The sequence below is a fragment of the Cryobacterium sp. Hz9 genome (assembly GCF_004402825.1).
GTDB lineage: Bacteria > Actinomycetota > Actinomycetes > Actinomycetales > Microbacteriaceae > Cryobacterium > Cryobacterium gelidum.
The window spans coordinates 418,627-433,199 of sequence record NZ_SOFC01000014.1 but is presented as its reverse complement, the minus strand read 5'-3'; the positions used below and the strand labels follow the sequence as shown (position 1 = coordinate 433,199).

Annotated in this window: 13 protein-coding genes and 2 pseudogenes; 8 read left to right on the top strand and 7 right to left on the bottom strand. The window is 61.8% G+C overall.

The genetic code is table 11. The annotated features are described in order from the left end of the window. The coding region (locus tag E3N85_RS08830) for a multicopper oxidase family protein (protein ID WP_166783907.1) at positions 1–921 on the top strand (921 nt) is incomplete at its 5' end. 46 nt (positions 922–967) lie between these two features. After that, the gene (locus E3N85_RS08825; protein ID WP_134462150.1) at positions 968–1,390 is read left to right on the top strand and encodes a DUF302 domain-containing protein; all 423 of its coding nucleotides are present in this window, start codon (positions 968–970) and stop codon (positions 1,388–1,390) included. A 193-nt stretch (positions 1,391–1,583) separates the two neighbouring features. Here the strand turns inward: E3N85_RS08825 and E3N85_RS08820 are convergent. From E3N85_RS08820 to E3N85_RS08805, 3 genes and pseudogenes are all read right to left on the bottom strand, one after another. Further along, positions 1,584–1,731, bottom strand: a pseudogene (locus tag E3N85_RS08820) (IS256 family transposase); the annotation flags it as partial. 1,207 nt (positions 1,732–2,938) lie between these two features. Next, positions 2,939–3,520, bottom strand: a complete 582-nt coding sequence (locus tag E3N85_RS08810) for a DUF4395 domain-containing protein (RefSeq protein WP_241978388.1) — start codon at positions 3,518–3,520, stop codon at positions 2,939–2,941. Between the two features lie 13 nt (positions 3,521–3,533). Then, positions 3,534–3,890 carry a co-chaperone YbbN gene (locus tag E3N85_RS08805; RefSeq protein WP_134462147.1) on the bottom strand — a complete coding sequence of 119 codons (357 nt, stop codon included), beginning with the start codon at positions 3,888–3,890 and terminating at the stop codon, positions 3,534–3,536. 125 nt (positions 3,891–4,015) lie between these two features. On the opposite strand from E3N85_RS08805, the gene E3N85_RS08800 reads away from it, so the two are divergent. The 3 genes from E3N85_RS08800 (at position 4,016) to E3N85_RS08790 (ending at position 6,894) form a co-directional block, all read left to right on the top strand. After that, the gene (locus E3N85_RS08800; protein ID WP_134462144.1) at positions 4,016–5,392 is read left to right on the top strand and encodes a rhodanese-like domain-containing protein; all 1,377 of its coding nucleotides are present in this window, start codon (positions 4,016–4,018) and stop codon (positions 5,390–5,392) included. A 171-nt stretch (positions 5,393–5,563) separates the two neighbouring features. Further along, on the top strand, positions 5,564–6,133 hold the full coding sequence (locus E3N85_RS08795; protein ID WP_255453874.1) for a rhodanese-like domain-containing protein: 570 nt from the start codon (positions 5,564–5,566) through the stop codon (positions 6,131–6,133). After that, positions 6,130–6,894 (top strand): sulfite exporter TauE/SafE family protein, encoded by a 765-nt coding sequence (locus E3N85_RS08790; RefSeq protein ID WP_134462140.1) that lies wholly within the window; start codon positions 6,130–6,132, stop codon positions 6,892–6,894. The genes E3N85_RS08795 and E3N85_RS08790 overlap by 4 nt, the downstream gene beginning before the upstream one ends. Positions 6,895–6,909: 15 nt before the next feature. Here the strand turns inward: E3N85_RS08790 and E3N85_RS08785 are convergent, their stop codons facing one another. Then, positions 6,910–7,200, bottom strand: a complete 291-nt coding sequence (locus E3N85_RS08785; protein ID WP_134462297.1) for a metal-sensitive transcriptional regulator — start codon at positions 7,198–7,200, stop codon at positions 6,910–6,912. 131 nt (positions 7,201–7,331) lie between these two features. Here E3N85_RS08785 and E3N85_RS08780 point away from each other — a divergent pair, with 131 nt between their 5' ends. Genes E3N85_RS08780 through E3N85_RS08770 form a run of 3 tightly spaced genes read left to right on the top strand, consistent with a single transcriptional unit; the run spans position 7,332 to position 8,786 of the window. After that, positions 7,332–7,892 carry a hypothetical protein gene (locus E3N85_RS08780; RefSeq protein ID WP_241978387.1) on the top strand — a complete coding sequence of 187 codons (561 nt, stop codon included), beginning with the start codon at positions 7,332–7,334 and terminating at the stop codon, positions 7,890–7,892. After that, positions 7,882–8,409 (top strand): hypothetical protein, encoded by a 528-nt coding sequence (locus E3N85_RS08775; RefSeq protein WP_134462137.1) that lies wholly within the window; start codon positions 7,882–7,884, stop codon positions 8,407–8,409. The genes E3N85_RS08780 and E3N85_RS08775 overlap by 11 nt, the downstream gene beginning before the upstream one ends. A 2-nt stretch (positions 8,410–8,411) precedes the next feature. Then, positions 8,412–8,786, top strand: coding sequence for a rhodanese-like domain-containing protein (locus E3N85_RS08770; RefSeq protein WP_134462134.1), 375 nt, complete (start codon positions 8,412–8,414; stop codon positions 8,784–8,786). Between the two features lie 1,138 nt (positions 8,787–9,924). On the opposite strand, the gene E3N85_RS16305 is transcribed toward E3N85_RS08770, so the two are convergent. The 3 genes and pseudogenes from E3N85_RS16305 to E3N85_RS08755 all read right to left on the bottom strand — a co-directional run bounded on the left by E3N85_RS16305 (position 9,925) and on the right by E3N85_RS08755 (position 13,748). After that, the gene (locus tag E3N85_RS16305; protein WP_166783906.1) at positions 9,925–10,626 is read right to left on the bottom strand and encodes a hypothetical protein; all 702 of its coding nucleotides are present in this window, start codon (positions 10,624–10,626) and stop codon (positions 9,925–9,927) included. A 326-nt stretch (positions 10,627–10,952) separates the two neighbouring features. Continuing rightward, the gene (locus E3N85_RS08760; protein ID WP_134462131.1) at positions 10,953–12,692 is read right to left on the bottom strand and encodes an FAD-binding protein; all 1,740 of its coding nucleotides are present in this window, start codon (positions 12,690–12,692) and stop codon (positions 10,953–10,955) included. A 102-nt stretch (positions 12,693–12,794) separates the two neighbouring features. Beyond that, a pseudogene (locus tag E3N85_RS08755) lies at positions 12,795–13,748 on the bottom strand (IS481 family transposase). Positions 13,749–14,573 lie beyond the last annotated feature (825 nt).

The window sequence follows — 14,573 nt, the reverse complement described above, 5'->3', positions numbered from 1 at the left end:
ACCCTCGATTCCACGGGAACTATCCCGGCGGCCACAGCCATGGAGAAAATGTCCGGACGCGAGGGAGACCTGGTCCTCGTCAACGGACAACTCACCCCCAGCATGACTGCCCGTCCTGGCGAACGGGAACGATGGCGCATCATCAATGCCTGCGTGTCCCGCTACCTGCAGCTGCGCCTCGACGGGCAGCAGATGTCCCTTCTCGGAATCGACTCCGGACGTTTCGAAGCCGCGCACGAAGTCGATGAAGTCGTGCTGGCTCCTGGAAACCGGGCCGACCTTTTCGTCACCGGCACAGCCGGAACCTCCGTACTGCGCGCCCACGCCTATGACCGAGGCCATTCCGGCAGGATGATGATGGGAGGCGCAGGCTCCGCTGGAGCCGCCGACATCGCGCTGGCCACATTCACCGTGGACGGTGACGCCGTCGCCACAGTCGCCGCGACACCCGGCCAGCCCGTTCCACGTGACCTACGCGCGGCTACCGTAACCGCCCGACGCGAGTTGATCTTCGCGATGGGAATGGGCGGGGATACGGGCGGCAAAATGGGCGGGGATACGGATGGCGGCATGGGTGGCGGCATGGGTGGGGGCATGATGTCAGCCACGATCAACGGCCAGGTATTCGATGCCACCCGGATCGACACGACCGTGCAATTCGACAGCGTGGAGGACTGGTTGCTGACGAATACCAGCCCGCTCGATCACCCCATGCACTTGCACGTGTGGCCGATGCAGATCATTGAACAGTCAGGCCAGCCCGTCGACACCATCATGTGGCAGGACGTCGTGAACATCCCGGCACGCAGCACCGTGCGTGTACGTATCGCGTTTGACGACTTCAGCGGACGTAGCCTGTATCACTGCCACATCCTTGACCACGAAGACAGCGGAATGATGGGCGTCATCACCGCAAACTGACAGTGGCCACAACCGTCAATTCAGGAAAATGAATCAGGAGAAACGAATGAACTACGCACACACCATCACCGTCTCGCTGCCCTACGAAGAAGCCGTCTCCAGAGTGCGGGAAGAACTCGCCAACCAGGGATTCGGCGTTCTGACCGAAATCGACGTCCACGCGACCTTCGAAACAAAACTCGGCATGGAAAGCGCGCACACACTGGGCGACTACCTGATCCTGGGCGCCTGCAACCCGGCCCTCGCCGAACAAGCACTCACCGCAGATCCTGACATGGGATTGCTGCTTCCGTGCAACGTCGTCATCCGACGCAGTCCATCAGCGAATACCACCACGGTGCAAGCTATCAACCCACAAACCCTGGTCCAGTTGAGCACTTCTCCAGGGATACAGAACGTTGCTGATCAAGCCGATGGACGTCTTCTCGCCGCGCTAGCAGCGCTACAAGGAGAAAATAGCAGCAAATAACATGCAATCCGCCACTGAAGCACGGTCAGGCCTTTGTCGCTGAATCTGTGAACAGCAACGCTCAGCGGCGCTGTTCTCGTGGGTTTATCTGGCACGAGGTCATCAAGAACCAAGCGTGCCCAGCACGTTCTTCCTGATCCGTGACGGGCTGATAAACTGCCTATAATTTGCTCATTCATCTCTTGGAGCCCGTGGTCGGGACGGACATCCACAACCTGACGCCCTCACCGGCCGTGCCAGCCCACAGCCCCAGAACGTCCTTGCTCCCCGGCCAGCGTCACGCCGTTGGCCGGAGAGCAAGGTCGGGTGGCAATCTGCCCGTCGCGCGTCTTCACCACGATGGGCCGGGAAACGTGGGGACGAGCACGCCGACGGCGAGATGGTGTTCACGGTGATGGCGGCATTGGCCGATATGAAACTGGTCATCAAACGTGAACGCATCGTGGAGAGTGTCAGCACGCGCCGTCCAGCGGTGAAGGATCTCGGCGGGCTCCGACGTCGATTCACGGAGAGTTGAATACCCGATGCCGGCGAATTCTGCCACCCCGGTCGCGAGAGATCTGAGTATGTCCTGCGCCGCGCCATCCAGGAGGAATGTCAAGATTACCCTGGCGTAGCGCTGTCAGGGTTTATGGCACCAGCACCGCACCGAGGCGGCAGACATTCCCCGCGTTATAGGCGACGCCGTTCTAACCGGTTGGTGCCAGATAACCCCATCAGACCGCTGAGAAATCAGCGTCGACACAGGGCCATCACTTTGTAGTTAGCCGTATGCGCCGCGGGCAGGCTTCACGAGAAGATGGATCGGACCCTATCGTTAGCGTCCGAGTAGCCGGGACCAGAATGATCCGGTCGATTTTTCTTTCACATGCCCGGCGCATTGTTGGCTGCGCGGCACACCGCGCATGACCTGATCAATGTGCTGACCGCAGCCCGCCCACGTTGTTTTTTGGCATACTTTGCACGTTACGGCACGACACATAAGGATCTCCATTCGATGACTGAACTATCGATACATACTATACCCCAGGGAGTATTAGCGTTGACTAGGAGGTGGCCGGTTCGTGCGCTTCCGTGATCATGCCGCGAAGCAGCCATGCGGTTACCTCATGAGTATCGAGGCGAAGCATGAGCAGAGCCGCGGAGACCTGGTCTGGCCGTCCTGTGTGAGCGGAAGAATCCCACGGATGGTCCCGGCGGCTGCCTCGTGTGCTGGGGCAAGGCGACGAATCATCTCGGCCGCGTCAGGCCGGTTGGAATCCTCCTTTATAACCGACAGCTAGGCAAATTCACGGTAGGTGCCGGTGAGCCTAATGCCTAGATTCGTTCTGCGGTGCCGTCCGCGGCGCGGGTCAGCTTGGTGTATTCCCCTGTGAACATTTCGTGAAGCGAATGAAACACGGGGCCTACGACGTTTCGCTGGTAGTGGTGTGTCTTTCGGTGGACGATCTAGGAATCTGTCACAACTCGGGACAGGCCGTTGAAGACGCCTCGCAGTTGGGCTTCGGCAATACCGACGCCGAGGTGAGTGGTGAGAGAGTTCCCCTTTTAGTTGCGGGTCGGGTTGCGTGACTGACGACGCTTCTCGGTCCGGCGGGGCGGCACATAGTTGCACGTGTCGCCGGGACACAATTGCGGCTTCTCCTTGGCGAAGACGCGATAGAGGAAACAGCCAACGCAGATGCCGAAGGCTGTCTCCAGAAAAAGAATGCTGAGGCACACTCCGCAGAGAACGAGCGTGACCGTGTCGTCTATTGCGAAGAAGCCCATCACGATGCAGGAGGTGAAGGCCGTACCGAGCCCGAGCGTCCAGGCGAGCTTTTTCTGGTCAGCGCCCACCCACTCCGGACGTTGGCGGCGCACCATCAGGGTGCCCAAAAGCATGCTCGGTGTGTAGCGAGCGCTGACAAACAGCCGCAGCATCATGTCGACCATGAACAAAAAAGCGAAGGCACGCAGCGGGTCAAATTTGTCGGTTAGAGCAGCGGTCATGAAGGCCACGATGCCGGCTAGGAAGAGCAGCCCGGCCGAGGCGCGTACCGCGCGTTCATTGAAGACGGGGATGTCGATTCCCTCCACTCGTTCGCCGAAATCGGGCGGCGCCGCAGGAGGTGAGGGAGATGTGCTCATCGGGCAGGAGTTCTTAGCGGGCGGCGATACTGGCGCGCACGTCGTCCATGTTGAGGTTCTCGACGCCGGTAATGAGCTCTTCCAGGCTGGCAGCATTCAGGGCACCCGGCTGGGAAAAGACGAGTACGGAGTCCCGAAACGCCATCAGCGTGGGGATGGAGCGGATACCGGCGGCTGCGGCCAATCCTTGTTCAGCTTCGGTGTCGACTTTTCCAAAAGTGATTGCGGGGTGTTTTTCAGACGCCGCGGTGAATGTCGGGGCGAAGCTGCGACACGGGCCGCACCATGCGGCCCAGAAATCAACCAACACGATGGGACTCTGGGCAATGGTCGTGTCAAAGGTGGTCTCGGTGAGATCGGTAGTAGCCATAGACAGAGACTATACCCTTAGGGGTATCTTGCATACCATGTGGGGTATGTGCGAGACTGGGGCGCATACCCACTACACGCCCCAATTCGTGTCGGCGTGGTGGGCCACGATCTTTGGAGGCCACGATGATTTTGACCCAGTACTACCTCAACTGCCTGTCCCATGGTTCGTACCTCGTCGGTGATGAGGCGAGCGGTCAAGCCGTTGTCGTGGACCCTCGCCGCGACATCGACGACTACCTCGCTGATGCCCAGGCGAACAACCTGACCATTGTCGGCGTGATCAACACGCATTTCCACGCTGACTTCGTCGCCGGTCACCTTGAGTTGGCCGCAGCTACTGGCGCCTGGATCGGCTACGGTGCCCGCGCCGAGGCGGACTACGAGATCCGTCATCTGGCCAATGGCGAGAAAATCTCGCTCGGTGAGGTGGAACTGGAAATTCTCGACACCCCCGGGCACACCTGGGAGTCCATCAGCATCGTCGTTCGTGAACATGCCGGCGATGCCGTGCCCCATGCCGTCCTCACCGGCGACACCCTCTTCATCGGTGACGTGGGCCGTCCCGACCTGGCCGCATCCGTCGGCGCCGATCCCGACCAACTGGCCCGCGCGCTCTACGCATCGATCCACACGACGCTTCTCGCCTTGCCTGATGCGGTGCGTGTTTTCCCCGCGCACGGTGCTGGTTCCGCCTGCGGCAAGAACCTCTCCGACGAGCTCGAATCCACCATCGGCACCCAACGCCTGACGAACGCGTCCGTGCAGCCCATGACTGAAGACGACTTCGTGACGATGATCCGCGGCGGCCAGCCCGCAATCCCCGGCTACTTCGCCGTCGACGCGATGATCAACCGCAGCACACACGAAATCATCGGTTCCACCCGCGAACTGGCACCGCTCACATTGACGGATGTTCGCAGATCCGTTGAACGCGGAGCCCGCGTTCTCGACACCCGCAGCCCCGAGGACTTTGCCCTCGGGCATCTGGCCGGGTCCATTAACGTGGGACTGGACGGTCGCTTCTCCGAGACGGCCGGAATGGTCATCCAGCACGACGACAACATCGTGATCATCGCCGAGCCCGGCCGCGAAGCTGAAGCCGGAATGCGGCTGGCCCGCATCGGCTTCGACCGAGTCGCCGGATACCTGACAAATCCAGCGCAGGCGTTCACCGACCTCGGCCCGCTCGTGCAGGTCGGTGCACGGGTCGAGCTCGACGACTTCGAGGCTCTGCGCCGGGACACCGCCGCCACAATCCTCGACGTACGCAACCCCGGCGAAGTCGAGCAGGGTGCGATCCCGGGCTCGCTGCACATTCCCCTCGCCGAGCTGAGCCAGCGCCACGCCGAAGTGCCCGCCGGACCCGTGATCATCCACTGTGCCAGCGGCTGGCGTTCAAGCGTCGCCGCGAGTGCACTGCGGAACCTTGGCCATTCAAACGTCACCGACCTCATCGGCGGCTACAACGCATGGGCCGCCCGATATGCAGTGAAAGCCTGATAGAGATAACGCCGCGGCTGAACACCTAACCAATGCTGGCTTCACGGCAGACACGATCGTCAGCGGCCTGCCTCAGTGGCAGGCCGCAAAGCTACCCAGCATCGCTCCGCTCCCGCACCAAACTGAAACGGATCCACTATCTCTGACACCACACGCACCGTCAGCCCTACTTTGCCACCGATTGAGGCAGGCGAATTCCACCGATGGGTTCTCAATCATGACGACCTGATGATCATCGATGTGAAGGATGGCTCGGAGTTTGAAACCCGGCATATCCGGGGTTCCTATCACGTGCCCCTCCACCTACTCAAAGAGCACACTGAAGAATTTGCGGCGCAGATGGCCCCCCGGGTTGTGCTGGTGTGCCAGTCGGGTCGACGCGCGGAAGAAGCGCGGAAGAATCTTTACGCGGCTGGCCTGAGTGGTGCTCGTGTGTTGACCGGTGGTGTGGCGAGCTATGCCGCCGCCGGCGGCGATATCGTCACCGGCCGCTCCACGTGGGCTATGGATCGACAGGTACGCATGACGGTCGGGTCCCTGGTCTTGGCGAGCGTGCTGGCGGGAGGGTTCATCCATCCGCAATTCTGTCTTCTCGCCGGCGTCATCGGCGCCGGCCTCACAGTGTCGGCCGCCACCAACAGTTGCACGCTGGGCCGAATTCTGTCGTGGATGCCCTGGAACCGCGCGGTTTCCGAGCCCACGAAGAGCGATGTCCTCGCTCAGCTGGCGCCGCACGCATGATCCCGGCCGCGCTGCTTCTGGGAGTGATCGTCGGTGCGCTCCTCGGCCTGGTCGGTGGGGGCGGGTCAATCCTGGCTGTTCCGGCATTGGTCTATGGTGTCGGCTTACCCCTCGAAGAGGCGATACCGACGTCGCTGATCGTCGTGGGAGCGGCGTCGGCGGTCGCCTTGCTTCCGCGGCTGCGCGCCGGCGTGAACTGGCGTCTCGCCGGCATTATCGGCGCCGCCGGAATCCCCACCGCCTACCTCGGCACCCTGGTAAACCGACTAGTTCACCCCCAGCTTCTGCTCGTCGCTTTCAGCGTGATAATGGTCATCGCCGGTGTGCGGATGTTCTTTGCCACCCCCGCCGCAAGTGGCCCCTGCGCGCTGCCTGGCGGCGGGACCCGGTGGCGCAGTTGCCTGCCCCGTGCGCTGGCAACGGGCACCGTGGTGGGGTTCTTGACAGGGCTGCTCGGCGTCGGCGGCGGGTTCCTGATCGTTCCGGCACTGGCCCTCGTGCTCGGACTTCCCATGGGCGTTACGATCGGCACGTCCCTCGTGATCATCGTCATCAATTCGGTCGCCGGCTTCAGCGCCCACCTGAGCGACCTGCAGATCGATTGGGCCGTCACCAGCGTCTTTGCGGGGACGGCCATGCTGGCATCCTTGATTGCGGGCAGACTCGGCCGAGGGCTCCCCGACCGCGTCCTCAAAACGAGCTTCGCGATCCTTGTGCTCTGCATCGCCGTGTACGTCGCGGTTCGCGCCGTCGTGGGCTAGCTATCGCAAGCGGGATCAGGCGAGTGAGAGGAAAAGCTTTTCAAGCTCATTGACGCTGAGCTGCTTGGTTTCTCCATCCGCGCCGGTATCAATGAGGCATTCCTTCATTGCCGACGAGATGATCGTGAACCCCGCACGGTCGATGGCGCTCGAGACGGCAGCCAGCTGAGTGACCACGGCACGACAATCAGCGCCGGACTCAACGGCGCTGATGACGGCGCCGAGTTGCCCCTGCGCGCGCTTCAGTCGATTGAGGGTCTTGCGCAGGTCGTCGCTGGCGTGGGTCGCGGGTTTAGTAATTCCCATGAGGGTGTACTCCTGTTGGTAGGCGGATGCGCGGCTGGTTTTGTCTAAGACCACGATACCCCTTAGGGTATCAGTATATTCAAATATGGCAGCAAGCGTTTCACGATGAAAAGTAAATGAGGGCTATTCGAATGCGTGACCAGCGCACCAGCAGGGACGAATCATCACGGCGTGCCCCTTGGCGCGGCACGCTGACCGGGCTCGGCGTGGACCTGCGTCGCTGGCCATCCCGTCGCTGGTGGGTTGCCCTGGCGACAGCATTATTTACGGTGGTCTTCATTGCCATCCCGACGGACTTAATTGACACGCCATTGTTTTCGAGAGAGATCCCGCCAACCGTGTGGTCGTGGCCGGTGCTCATCCTCAGCGCGGTCTTGACGGGCCTGGTCACCGCCACCTATGTGGCGCACCCGGAAGGCGCCCCGCCCAGTAGGGCGGCCGGACGGGTCGGCATGGCCGGCTGGCTGGTAACGTTCTTCGCGGTGGGCTGCCCCGTCTGCAACAAATTGGTTCTCCTCGCACTCGGGACAACCGGAGCGATGCAATACTTCGAGCCGGTCCAGCCGTACCTGGCAGCAGCGTCCATCGTCTTGCTCGGCTGGGCTCTCTATGCGCGCATGACTCGAGAAAATTCTTGCCAGCTCCCCGCTCGGGCCGATGCTGAGGCGGAAGCTCTGGATCGTGTTCACTGACCTCCGAGTCTGGCCCGCGCGACGCTGGATGATCGTGGCCGCCATTGCCGTAGGCGCGTTCATTACTCTTGCAACCGGCTACGCACCTATTGCGGGCGGCGCAGGCGCTGCGCTCTGGTGGACGGTCGCGGCTACTGCCCTCGGAGCGAGCGTGATCGGCTTGATCGTTGCTAGTTATATCGGCACCCCCATCGGCGCCGACGCAACTCTCTGTGATGCGCGGTGGCCGGCTCTGGGTCTGATTGCGCTCTATCTGACCACCGAAGTCCGCTCCCTCGACCCGGTCGTGAGCGGTGCCGCTCGCCCGGTCCTGGCCGCTGCCGCCCTCACCCTGTTGATCTGGGCGCTGCGCGAGCGACTGGCCAGCGAGCGTCGAGCCACCACCCGCAGCGATTCGTCAGAGTCCCCTGATGGTGAGGTCTGCACCACTTGCACGCCCTTGTTCCCGCGCTCCCGGAAAGTCACCCCCGAGCTGACCACACTGACACCCACGTCACGCACCCGTCAGGACACTTAGCCATGAAGAAGACACTCACCGCCATCACAATTGCCGTGGCGGCACTGCTCAGCATGGTGGCCTCCGCGAGCCCCGCGCCGGCGCCCTCCATCGCTGTCACCTCCAGTACGGTCATCATCGATGTGCGCACCGCAGCAGAGTATGTCGGTGGACACCTGCAGGACGCCATCAATATAGACGTGCAGTCCCCGGACTTCGACACGCTGATCGCGGCGCTGCCGATCGACGGGGACTACATCATCTATTGCGCCACCGGAAACCGGTCGGCTGCAGCCGTCACCCGCATGGCCGACCTCGGGTTCACCGCGTTGGCTGATGCTGGCGGCATCGCGGACGCGTCTGCCGCCACCGGACTGGCCATCGTCGTCGACAAATAAGTTTCCTCTGTCCGCACTTATTGTATACCCCATGGGGTATATTTGGGACTTTAGCTCGACTAACTCAGGAGTCACTATGTGCAGTCCCATGCGATGCGACAATTGCGGAAAAACCACTTGGACCGGATGCGGCATGCACGTCGACGAGGTTATGGCCGACGTCCCCACGAGTCAGCAGTGCACCTGCGCCGCCCGCTCGAACTCCTAACCACCCTCGGGCGTCGCACAGTTCTTCGCTAACTACCAATAGATCTTGTTGATCTCGAACCTTGCGAATACGACGCCCGACTACGGTTGGCTGCCGCGACCAACGGGGTTCCCTCTGCACAACACCCTCTTGAAGCAGGGTTCGCTATTTGGTGAAGCATCTCGGAGGGGCCGACGCTTCTGCAAGCGAGGTGTGCCGAACTCCGCGCCAGCAAGCTACGCACGGACGGACGGAACCGTGCCAGCGATCGCCGGCGTGGCACACGCTCACTGGTCGGCCGAGCGGCTCATGTCGGCCCGAATTGGTCAGAGTTCTCGCTGACGGAATCGATGACCTGCAAGAGATTCAAATTAACACCTATTCGACGTTGCTGCCATGAAATGCCGGTCAATATCGTGGGGTTGGGTGGGGCGCTGGATGGGTGGTCGTCACGGACTTTGGGGTCTGCGTTGATCTCGTGCGGATCGAAAACAGGGCCAGTGCCGCGTTGACGGTGCACTGCCGGGCCGCTGCCTCGGTTTGCCTGCCTTAGGGTCCGGTTATGCAGCCCGCTGGTCGTCGGACTCTCCACAACCGGCATCAGGCGCTTCGGATGGCCGCGCCCGTGGAATTAATTCCGCGATGTGATGGAAAAGTGATCTGGCACGACCTTCGAGTCCCGCGCCAACAATGGGAATTGGGAATTACGTGAACTACCCGCAGCGAGGAGTTTACGTAATTCCGGCGATTAGTTTACGAAATTCTTGCGGCAACAAAAAACCGGCGATCGCATCGCCGGTTTTCTGCATTAAGGCGCCGATTCTGAGAGTGCTCGTCCCAAGAAACGCTGTGATCCGGGCGTGGTCGGCGGTTAAACACCGCTTCGCCCTGTTTTTGGCAGGGCGAAGCGACTTTTAATGCAGGTAACGGAATTGTTGACGACCGGGCGGCCTAGCTGGGTGGTGGTGACGGCGCCGTGTCGGTGGGTGGCGTCGCCGCAGTGATTTCAGCGCTGGAATAGTACGTGCTCGCGAAGGACTTGTTCTTCGAGGTGAGAGGCACTCGGGCGAGCTCACTCTGAATGAAAATCAAAATCTTTCGGATGTTGGCTGAGACGAGTGCGAGGGTCACGGCCAGCGATGCGAAGGTGTTGCCGCGGGCGCGCCGTTTCATGGGGGAGGCGATGTCTTCGGTCGCGGAGTCCTTGATGAACGCGTTCTGGGATTCGACTGTGTTGCGCAGTGCGTAGTATCCCTTCCAGGTCGGGCTCTTGTGGGGGTAGGTCTGCCCGTACTTCAAAGCTTTGTCTTTGGCGGGGTCTTTTCCGGCGGGTATCACGATGGTCTTTTTGCGGATGGGCTCGATGAGTTCGCCGGTCTTGTGGTTGAAGGCTAAATTGTCGTAGTTCTTGGGGTCAGGGTAGAGATATTGGCGTGAGCCATCGGGCCGTCGCTTGCCCTTGGGCTTGGCGCGGTACTTCTCACGCTGGGCGATTCGCTGGTCTCGCAGTTCTTTGGCTTGACGCACGGGTTTCGAGTCGCTGGAGAGGATGCCGTCGTCTTCGCGCGTCTCCTCGTCGACCGGCACGCCGGTGTCGGCTGCCTTGCGGTCCTTTCGGTACAGGTCAAGGGCGTGGATAAGGTCCTGGGGCATGTAGTGCACGTACCTTCGTCCTGCTCGTAGTCGAAGACCGGCTTCGCGCCAATGGCCGCCAGCGAGGCCTGTAGGGTGTCGGCGGTGCTGCGGGGCAGGTACGCGCGGTCCTTCGTCGACGATCAGACGAGCCAGCCGCAAACGGGCGCGCGAGGATAGTTCAGCATCAGCGTGGGACACGAAGGCCTCCGGTCTTGTGAAGCGGGCACTTGAACATCTCCACTTCACAACCGGAGGCCTTCTTCACGCCCGAAGATCAGGGCGTGTCACCACACAAACCCAACCAACCTCCCTGGGCAGTACACCTAGTCGCGCTGGCCCTGCCGTTATTCGAGCAACTTGCCGGCCTGGCTGACGTTTTCCATCAGTGCCGCGATCTCGGCGGGAACCGGCGGGATCTGCTCATGGGCGAGCGAGCCATCGGCCGACCACACTAGGTTCACCTGCAGGGCGGGGTCCATGTCCGGGTAATCGCTTCTGTTGTGAGCACCGCGGCTCTCCCGGCGCTCCAGAGCGCAGACCAGGGTTGCTCGGGCGGCCATGAGGGAGGCGCGCAGGTCGAAGGCATGCGCGAGGCCGGAGAAGCCGGCGACATCCGGATGCACGCCGATTCGTTTCTGGCGATCGTCGAGGTCGTCCAGCTGGCGTAGGCCCTCGAGCAGCCCCGCCTCGTCGCGTACGACTCCACCGAAGTCGGTCATGGTGTTGCGGATGTCTCGCTGCAGGGCTCGCACATTCTCTTCTCCGTCCGAGGCAAGAGTGTCGGTCACCTCGCGTTCCGCGGCGTCGATTGTTTCTTGTGATCGGTTCTGGGAGGTGATGCCTGCGCTGTATTCCGCTGCAGCCTGCCCGACGATCCGGCCGAAGACGAGGAGCTCGATGAGCGAGTTTCCGCCCAGCCGATTGGCTCCGTGCAGCCCGCTGGAGGCCTCGCCGATCGCGTACATCCCCACGACATCGGTGGAGTGGTCGTCCGGTCGCACCCACACGCCGCCCATGGAGTAGTGCGCGGTCGGGGCGATCTCGATGGCAGTGGTGGTGACATCCAGCACCTGCAGTTCCAGCATGGTCTGGTAGACGCGGGGCAGGCGCGTCATGATCGTCTCGCGGGGCAGGTGGGAGATGTCGAGCAGCACGCCGCCCTTCGCGGTGCCGCGTCCCTCCTTGATCTCGGTGTATGCGGCCAGCGCGACCCTGTCGCGGGTCGACAGCTCCATGCGCTCAGGGTCGTAGTTGGCCATGAACCGCTCGCCGAGTACGTTTCGCAGCACCCCGCCCTCGCCCCTGGCGGCCTCGCTGATCAGGGTGCCCGCGGCATTCTCCGGCTCGAGGATGCCACTCGGGTGGAACTGGACCAGCTCTGCGTCGCGCAGTCGGCCGCCGGCATCCACCGCCAGCTTGAAGGAGTCGCCCGTGTTCTCGTCCCGCCGGCTGGAGGTGCGACGCCAGATGCGGTTATGTCCGCCAGCGGCGATGATGACCGCGTCTGCGATGATCGTCACCCGGCTGCCGTCGCGTAGATCGAAGCCGTACGCGCCGAACACCACGTTGTCGCGCACCAGGATGCGGGTTATGTACACCGAATCCAGGATGGGAACCTCGAGCTGAGCGGCTCGGGCGACCAGGGTACGCTGGATCTCGAGTCCGGTGTAGTCGCCCGCGAACGCGGTCCGACGGTACTTATGGGCTCCGAAATAGCGCTGGCTGATACGACCATCAGCCTCGCGCGCGAACGGCATACCCCAGCGCTCGAGATCCTGGATGCCTCGGCCAGCGTTCTTCGTCACAATCTCGGCCGTGTGTGGGTTGGCGAGAAAGTAGCTCTCCTGAATGGTGTCGGCTGCATGCTGTTGCCAACTGTCTTCGGCATCCATCGTGGCCAGGGCCGCATTGATCCCGCCAGCCGCCAACGACGTGTGTGCGTCGTTCTTGGGACGTTTGCCGACGGCGAGAACGTCGACTCCGCGCTCGGAGAGTTCGATTGCGGCGCGCAGGCCGGAACCCCCGGTCCCGATGACGAGGACGGAGGTAGAAATGCGGCGACCAGTGACGGTGTTGTCTGGCATGAAAACGGCCTTTCCGGGCACAAAGACGGAGACGCACCGAGCGCAACTCCCACCCTCACGCTAGCTCGCGTTGCTGGACTTTTGCTCTAATTTGAAGACGGCCTAGATGTAATGCCCAGGGAGGTTGGTTAAGCGGCTGTGGGGTGGTTTGTTTCCGATTGCTGAGTGGAGTCTGTGGTGATTGTAGTAGTGCAGCCAGGGCTCCAGAGCTGCGCGGCGTTCGGTGTCTGAGGTGTAGAAGCGTCCGTAGGCCTAGCCGCCGCCGAGGGTGCGGTGGAAGCGTTCGATCTTCCCGTTGGTCTGAGGCCGGTAAGGGCGCGTCTTCTTCGTTTTGATTCCGAGCTCGTTGCAAGCGTCTCGCCAGGCGTGGGACTTGTAGGCGGACCCGTTGTCGGACAGCACCCGTTCGACGACCACTCCGCGTTCAGCGAACCAGGCCACCGCGCGTCGCAACACCCCGATGGCGGTGTCTGCTTTCTCGTCAGCGCAGATCTCCGCATAGGCGACGCGGGAGTTGTCATCGATGACGGTATGCACGAACGAGGTGCCCAGCCGGGCCGTGCGGTTAGCTGCCCGAAGTCCGGTGCGCCGGGAAGTCGCCGCCCGGTTCGCGCCGCCCTGTTGGCGTCCGTCGTAGCGGTGGCCGCCACCGTCGGGGATGTTGCCGAATTTGGTCACATCGACGTGGATCATCGAGCCCGGGTAAGGGTGCTCGTAACGGTGCACGGGCTCACCCGTGACTCTCGTGATGAACGACAACCGGTTGACCCGATACCGCACGAGGACAGCGTGCACGGTCGAGGGGGCAAGCCCCAGCAGGGCGGCGATCTGAACCGGCCCCATCCGCTTGCGCCACCGCAACGCGATGATCTTGCGTTTGAGCACTTCGGGGGTCTTGTTCGGTGAGCGCAGCGGCCGGGAGGAGCGATCCTGCATCCCGGCTACGTAGTGCTGGGCGAATCGGTCGGCCCACCGTTTCGCGGTCGGCTACGAGACCCGGAACATCCTCGCGGCTGACGAAACGCTCCATCCTTCGTCGACGATCAGACGAGCCAGCTGAAATGAGACTGCCCTAACTTAAATGAGACATGACAATTTAGCGGGAGACCTATTTGCAGAATATGCGAGTAGGTACAGTACAAGCTGACATAATCAACAGTATCGGCTGTGGCACCTGGCGAGGACGCGCAGGCCAGACACAAGTCATTTGCCGCACGGCCCCTTGGGGCAATCTGTCTCATAACCAATGCGTGTCATAACTCATGAGATGTAAGACGACTCGAAGCCCGGCAATTCACATTGCGCGGCCACAGAACGCCGCCATTCGCCAAACTCCACAGGCGTGAAATACATACGCCTGAAGCCAAGTTGGGGTACCCCCACATTGTCATCTCGGGACGAGACCTATTAGGCGTAGACGCACCAGGCAGGGCTCAGACGGTCAGCCCACGTTTCTATGACCGCATAAGTTCCTTGAAAGAAAGTAACGCAAGAATCAAAGTCGGGCGCGCTGCCGTTTCTACACTCCGGGCTGAGAACTATTTGTTGCACTCCCATGAAAAGGTTCGCCGTTTCCTCAGCAATGTCTGCAATCGCAGCGGGCGCTGAGGAGTTGTCCTTGATTTGGTCGCAGATCGGCGCTCAACAGAGCGGCCGCAGTGAGGAATGCATCGATTTGAACCCAACACGGGTTTACCTGTGCCCGTAAGACAGGATCATCACCGGCAACCCCTGCAGAATCTGCGGCTGCGTATGCCTTGCAATCCACTGATTCCTGGGCTGACGCGTCCAGAATGCCAGCTCTCGCAATGACGATGTTAACGACTTCCACGGTCGTGACCGCGGGGGCGGCAGCCTGTGTTGCAGCAGGCGTGAACGGGA

What these genes read in the sequence shown, in the direction of transcription:
- E3N85_RS16305 (WP_166783906.1), bottom strand. Translation starts at nt 10,626, where the DNA reads ATGCCCCAGGACCTTATCCACGCCCTTGACCTGTACCGAAAGGACCGC.
- E3N85_RS08760 (WP_134462131.1), bottom strand. Translation starts at nt 12,692, where the DNA reads ATGCCAGACAACACCGTCACTGGTCGCCGCATTTCTACCTCCGTCCTC.
- E3N85_RS08810 (WP_241978388.1), bottom strand. Translation starts at nt 3,520, where the DNA reads ATGAGCACATCTCCCTCACCTCCTGCGGCGCCGCCCGATTTCGGCGAA.
- E3N85_RS08800 (WP_134462144.1), top strand. Translation starts at nt 4,016, where the DNA reads ATGATTTTGACCCAGTACTACCTCAACTGCCTGTCCCATGGTTCGTAC.
- E3N85_RS08805 (WP_134462147.1), bottom strand. Translation starts at nt 3,890, where the DNA reads ATGGCTACTACCGATCTCACCGAGACCACCTTTGACACGACCATTGCC.
- E3N85_RS08780 (WP_241978387.1), top strand. Translation starts at nt 7,332, where the DNA reads ATGCGTGACCAGCGCACCAGCAGGGACGAATCATCACGGCGTGCCCCT.
- E3N85_RS08770 (WP_134462134.1), top strand. Translation starts at nt 8,412, where the DNA reads ATGAAGAAGACACTCACCGCCATCACAATTGCCGTGGCGGCACTGCTC.
- E3N85_RS08790 (WP_134462140.1), top strand. Translation starts at nt 6,130, where the DNA reads ATGATCCCGGCCGCGCTGCTTCTGGGAGTGATCGTCGGTGCGCTCCTC.
- E3N85_RS08825 (WP_134462150.1), top strand. Translation starts at nt 968, where the DNA reads ATGAACTACGCACACACCATCACCGTCTCGCTGCCCTACGAAGAAGCC.
- E3N85_RS08785 (WP_134462297.1), bottom strand. Translation starts at nt 7,200, where the DNA reads ATGGGAATTACTAAACCCGCGACCCACGCCAGCGACGACCTGCGCAAG.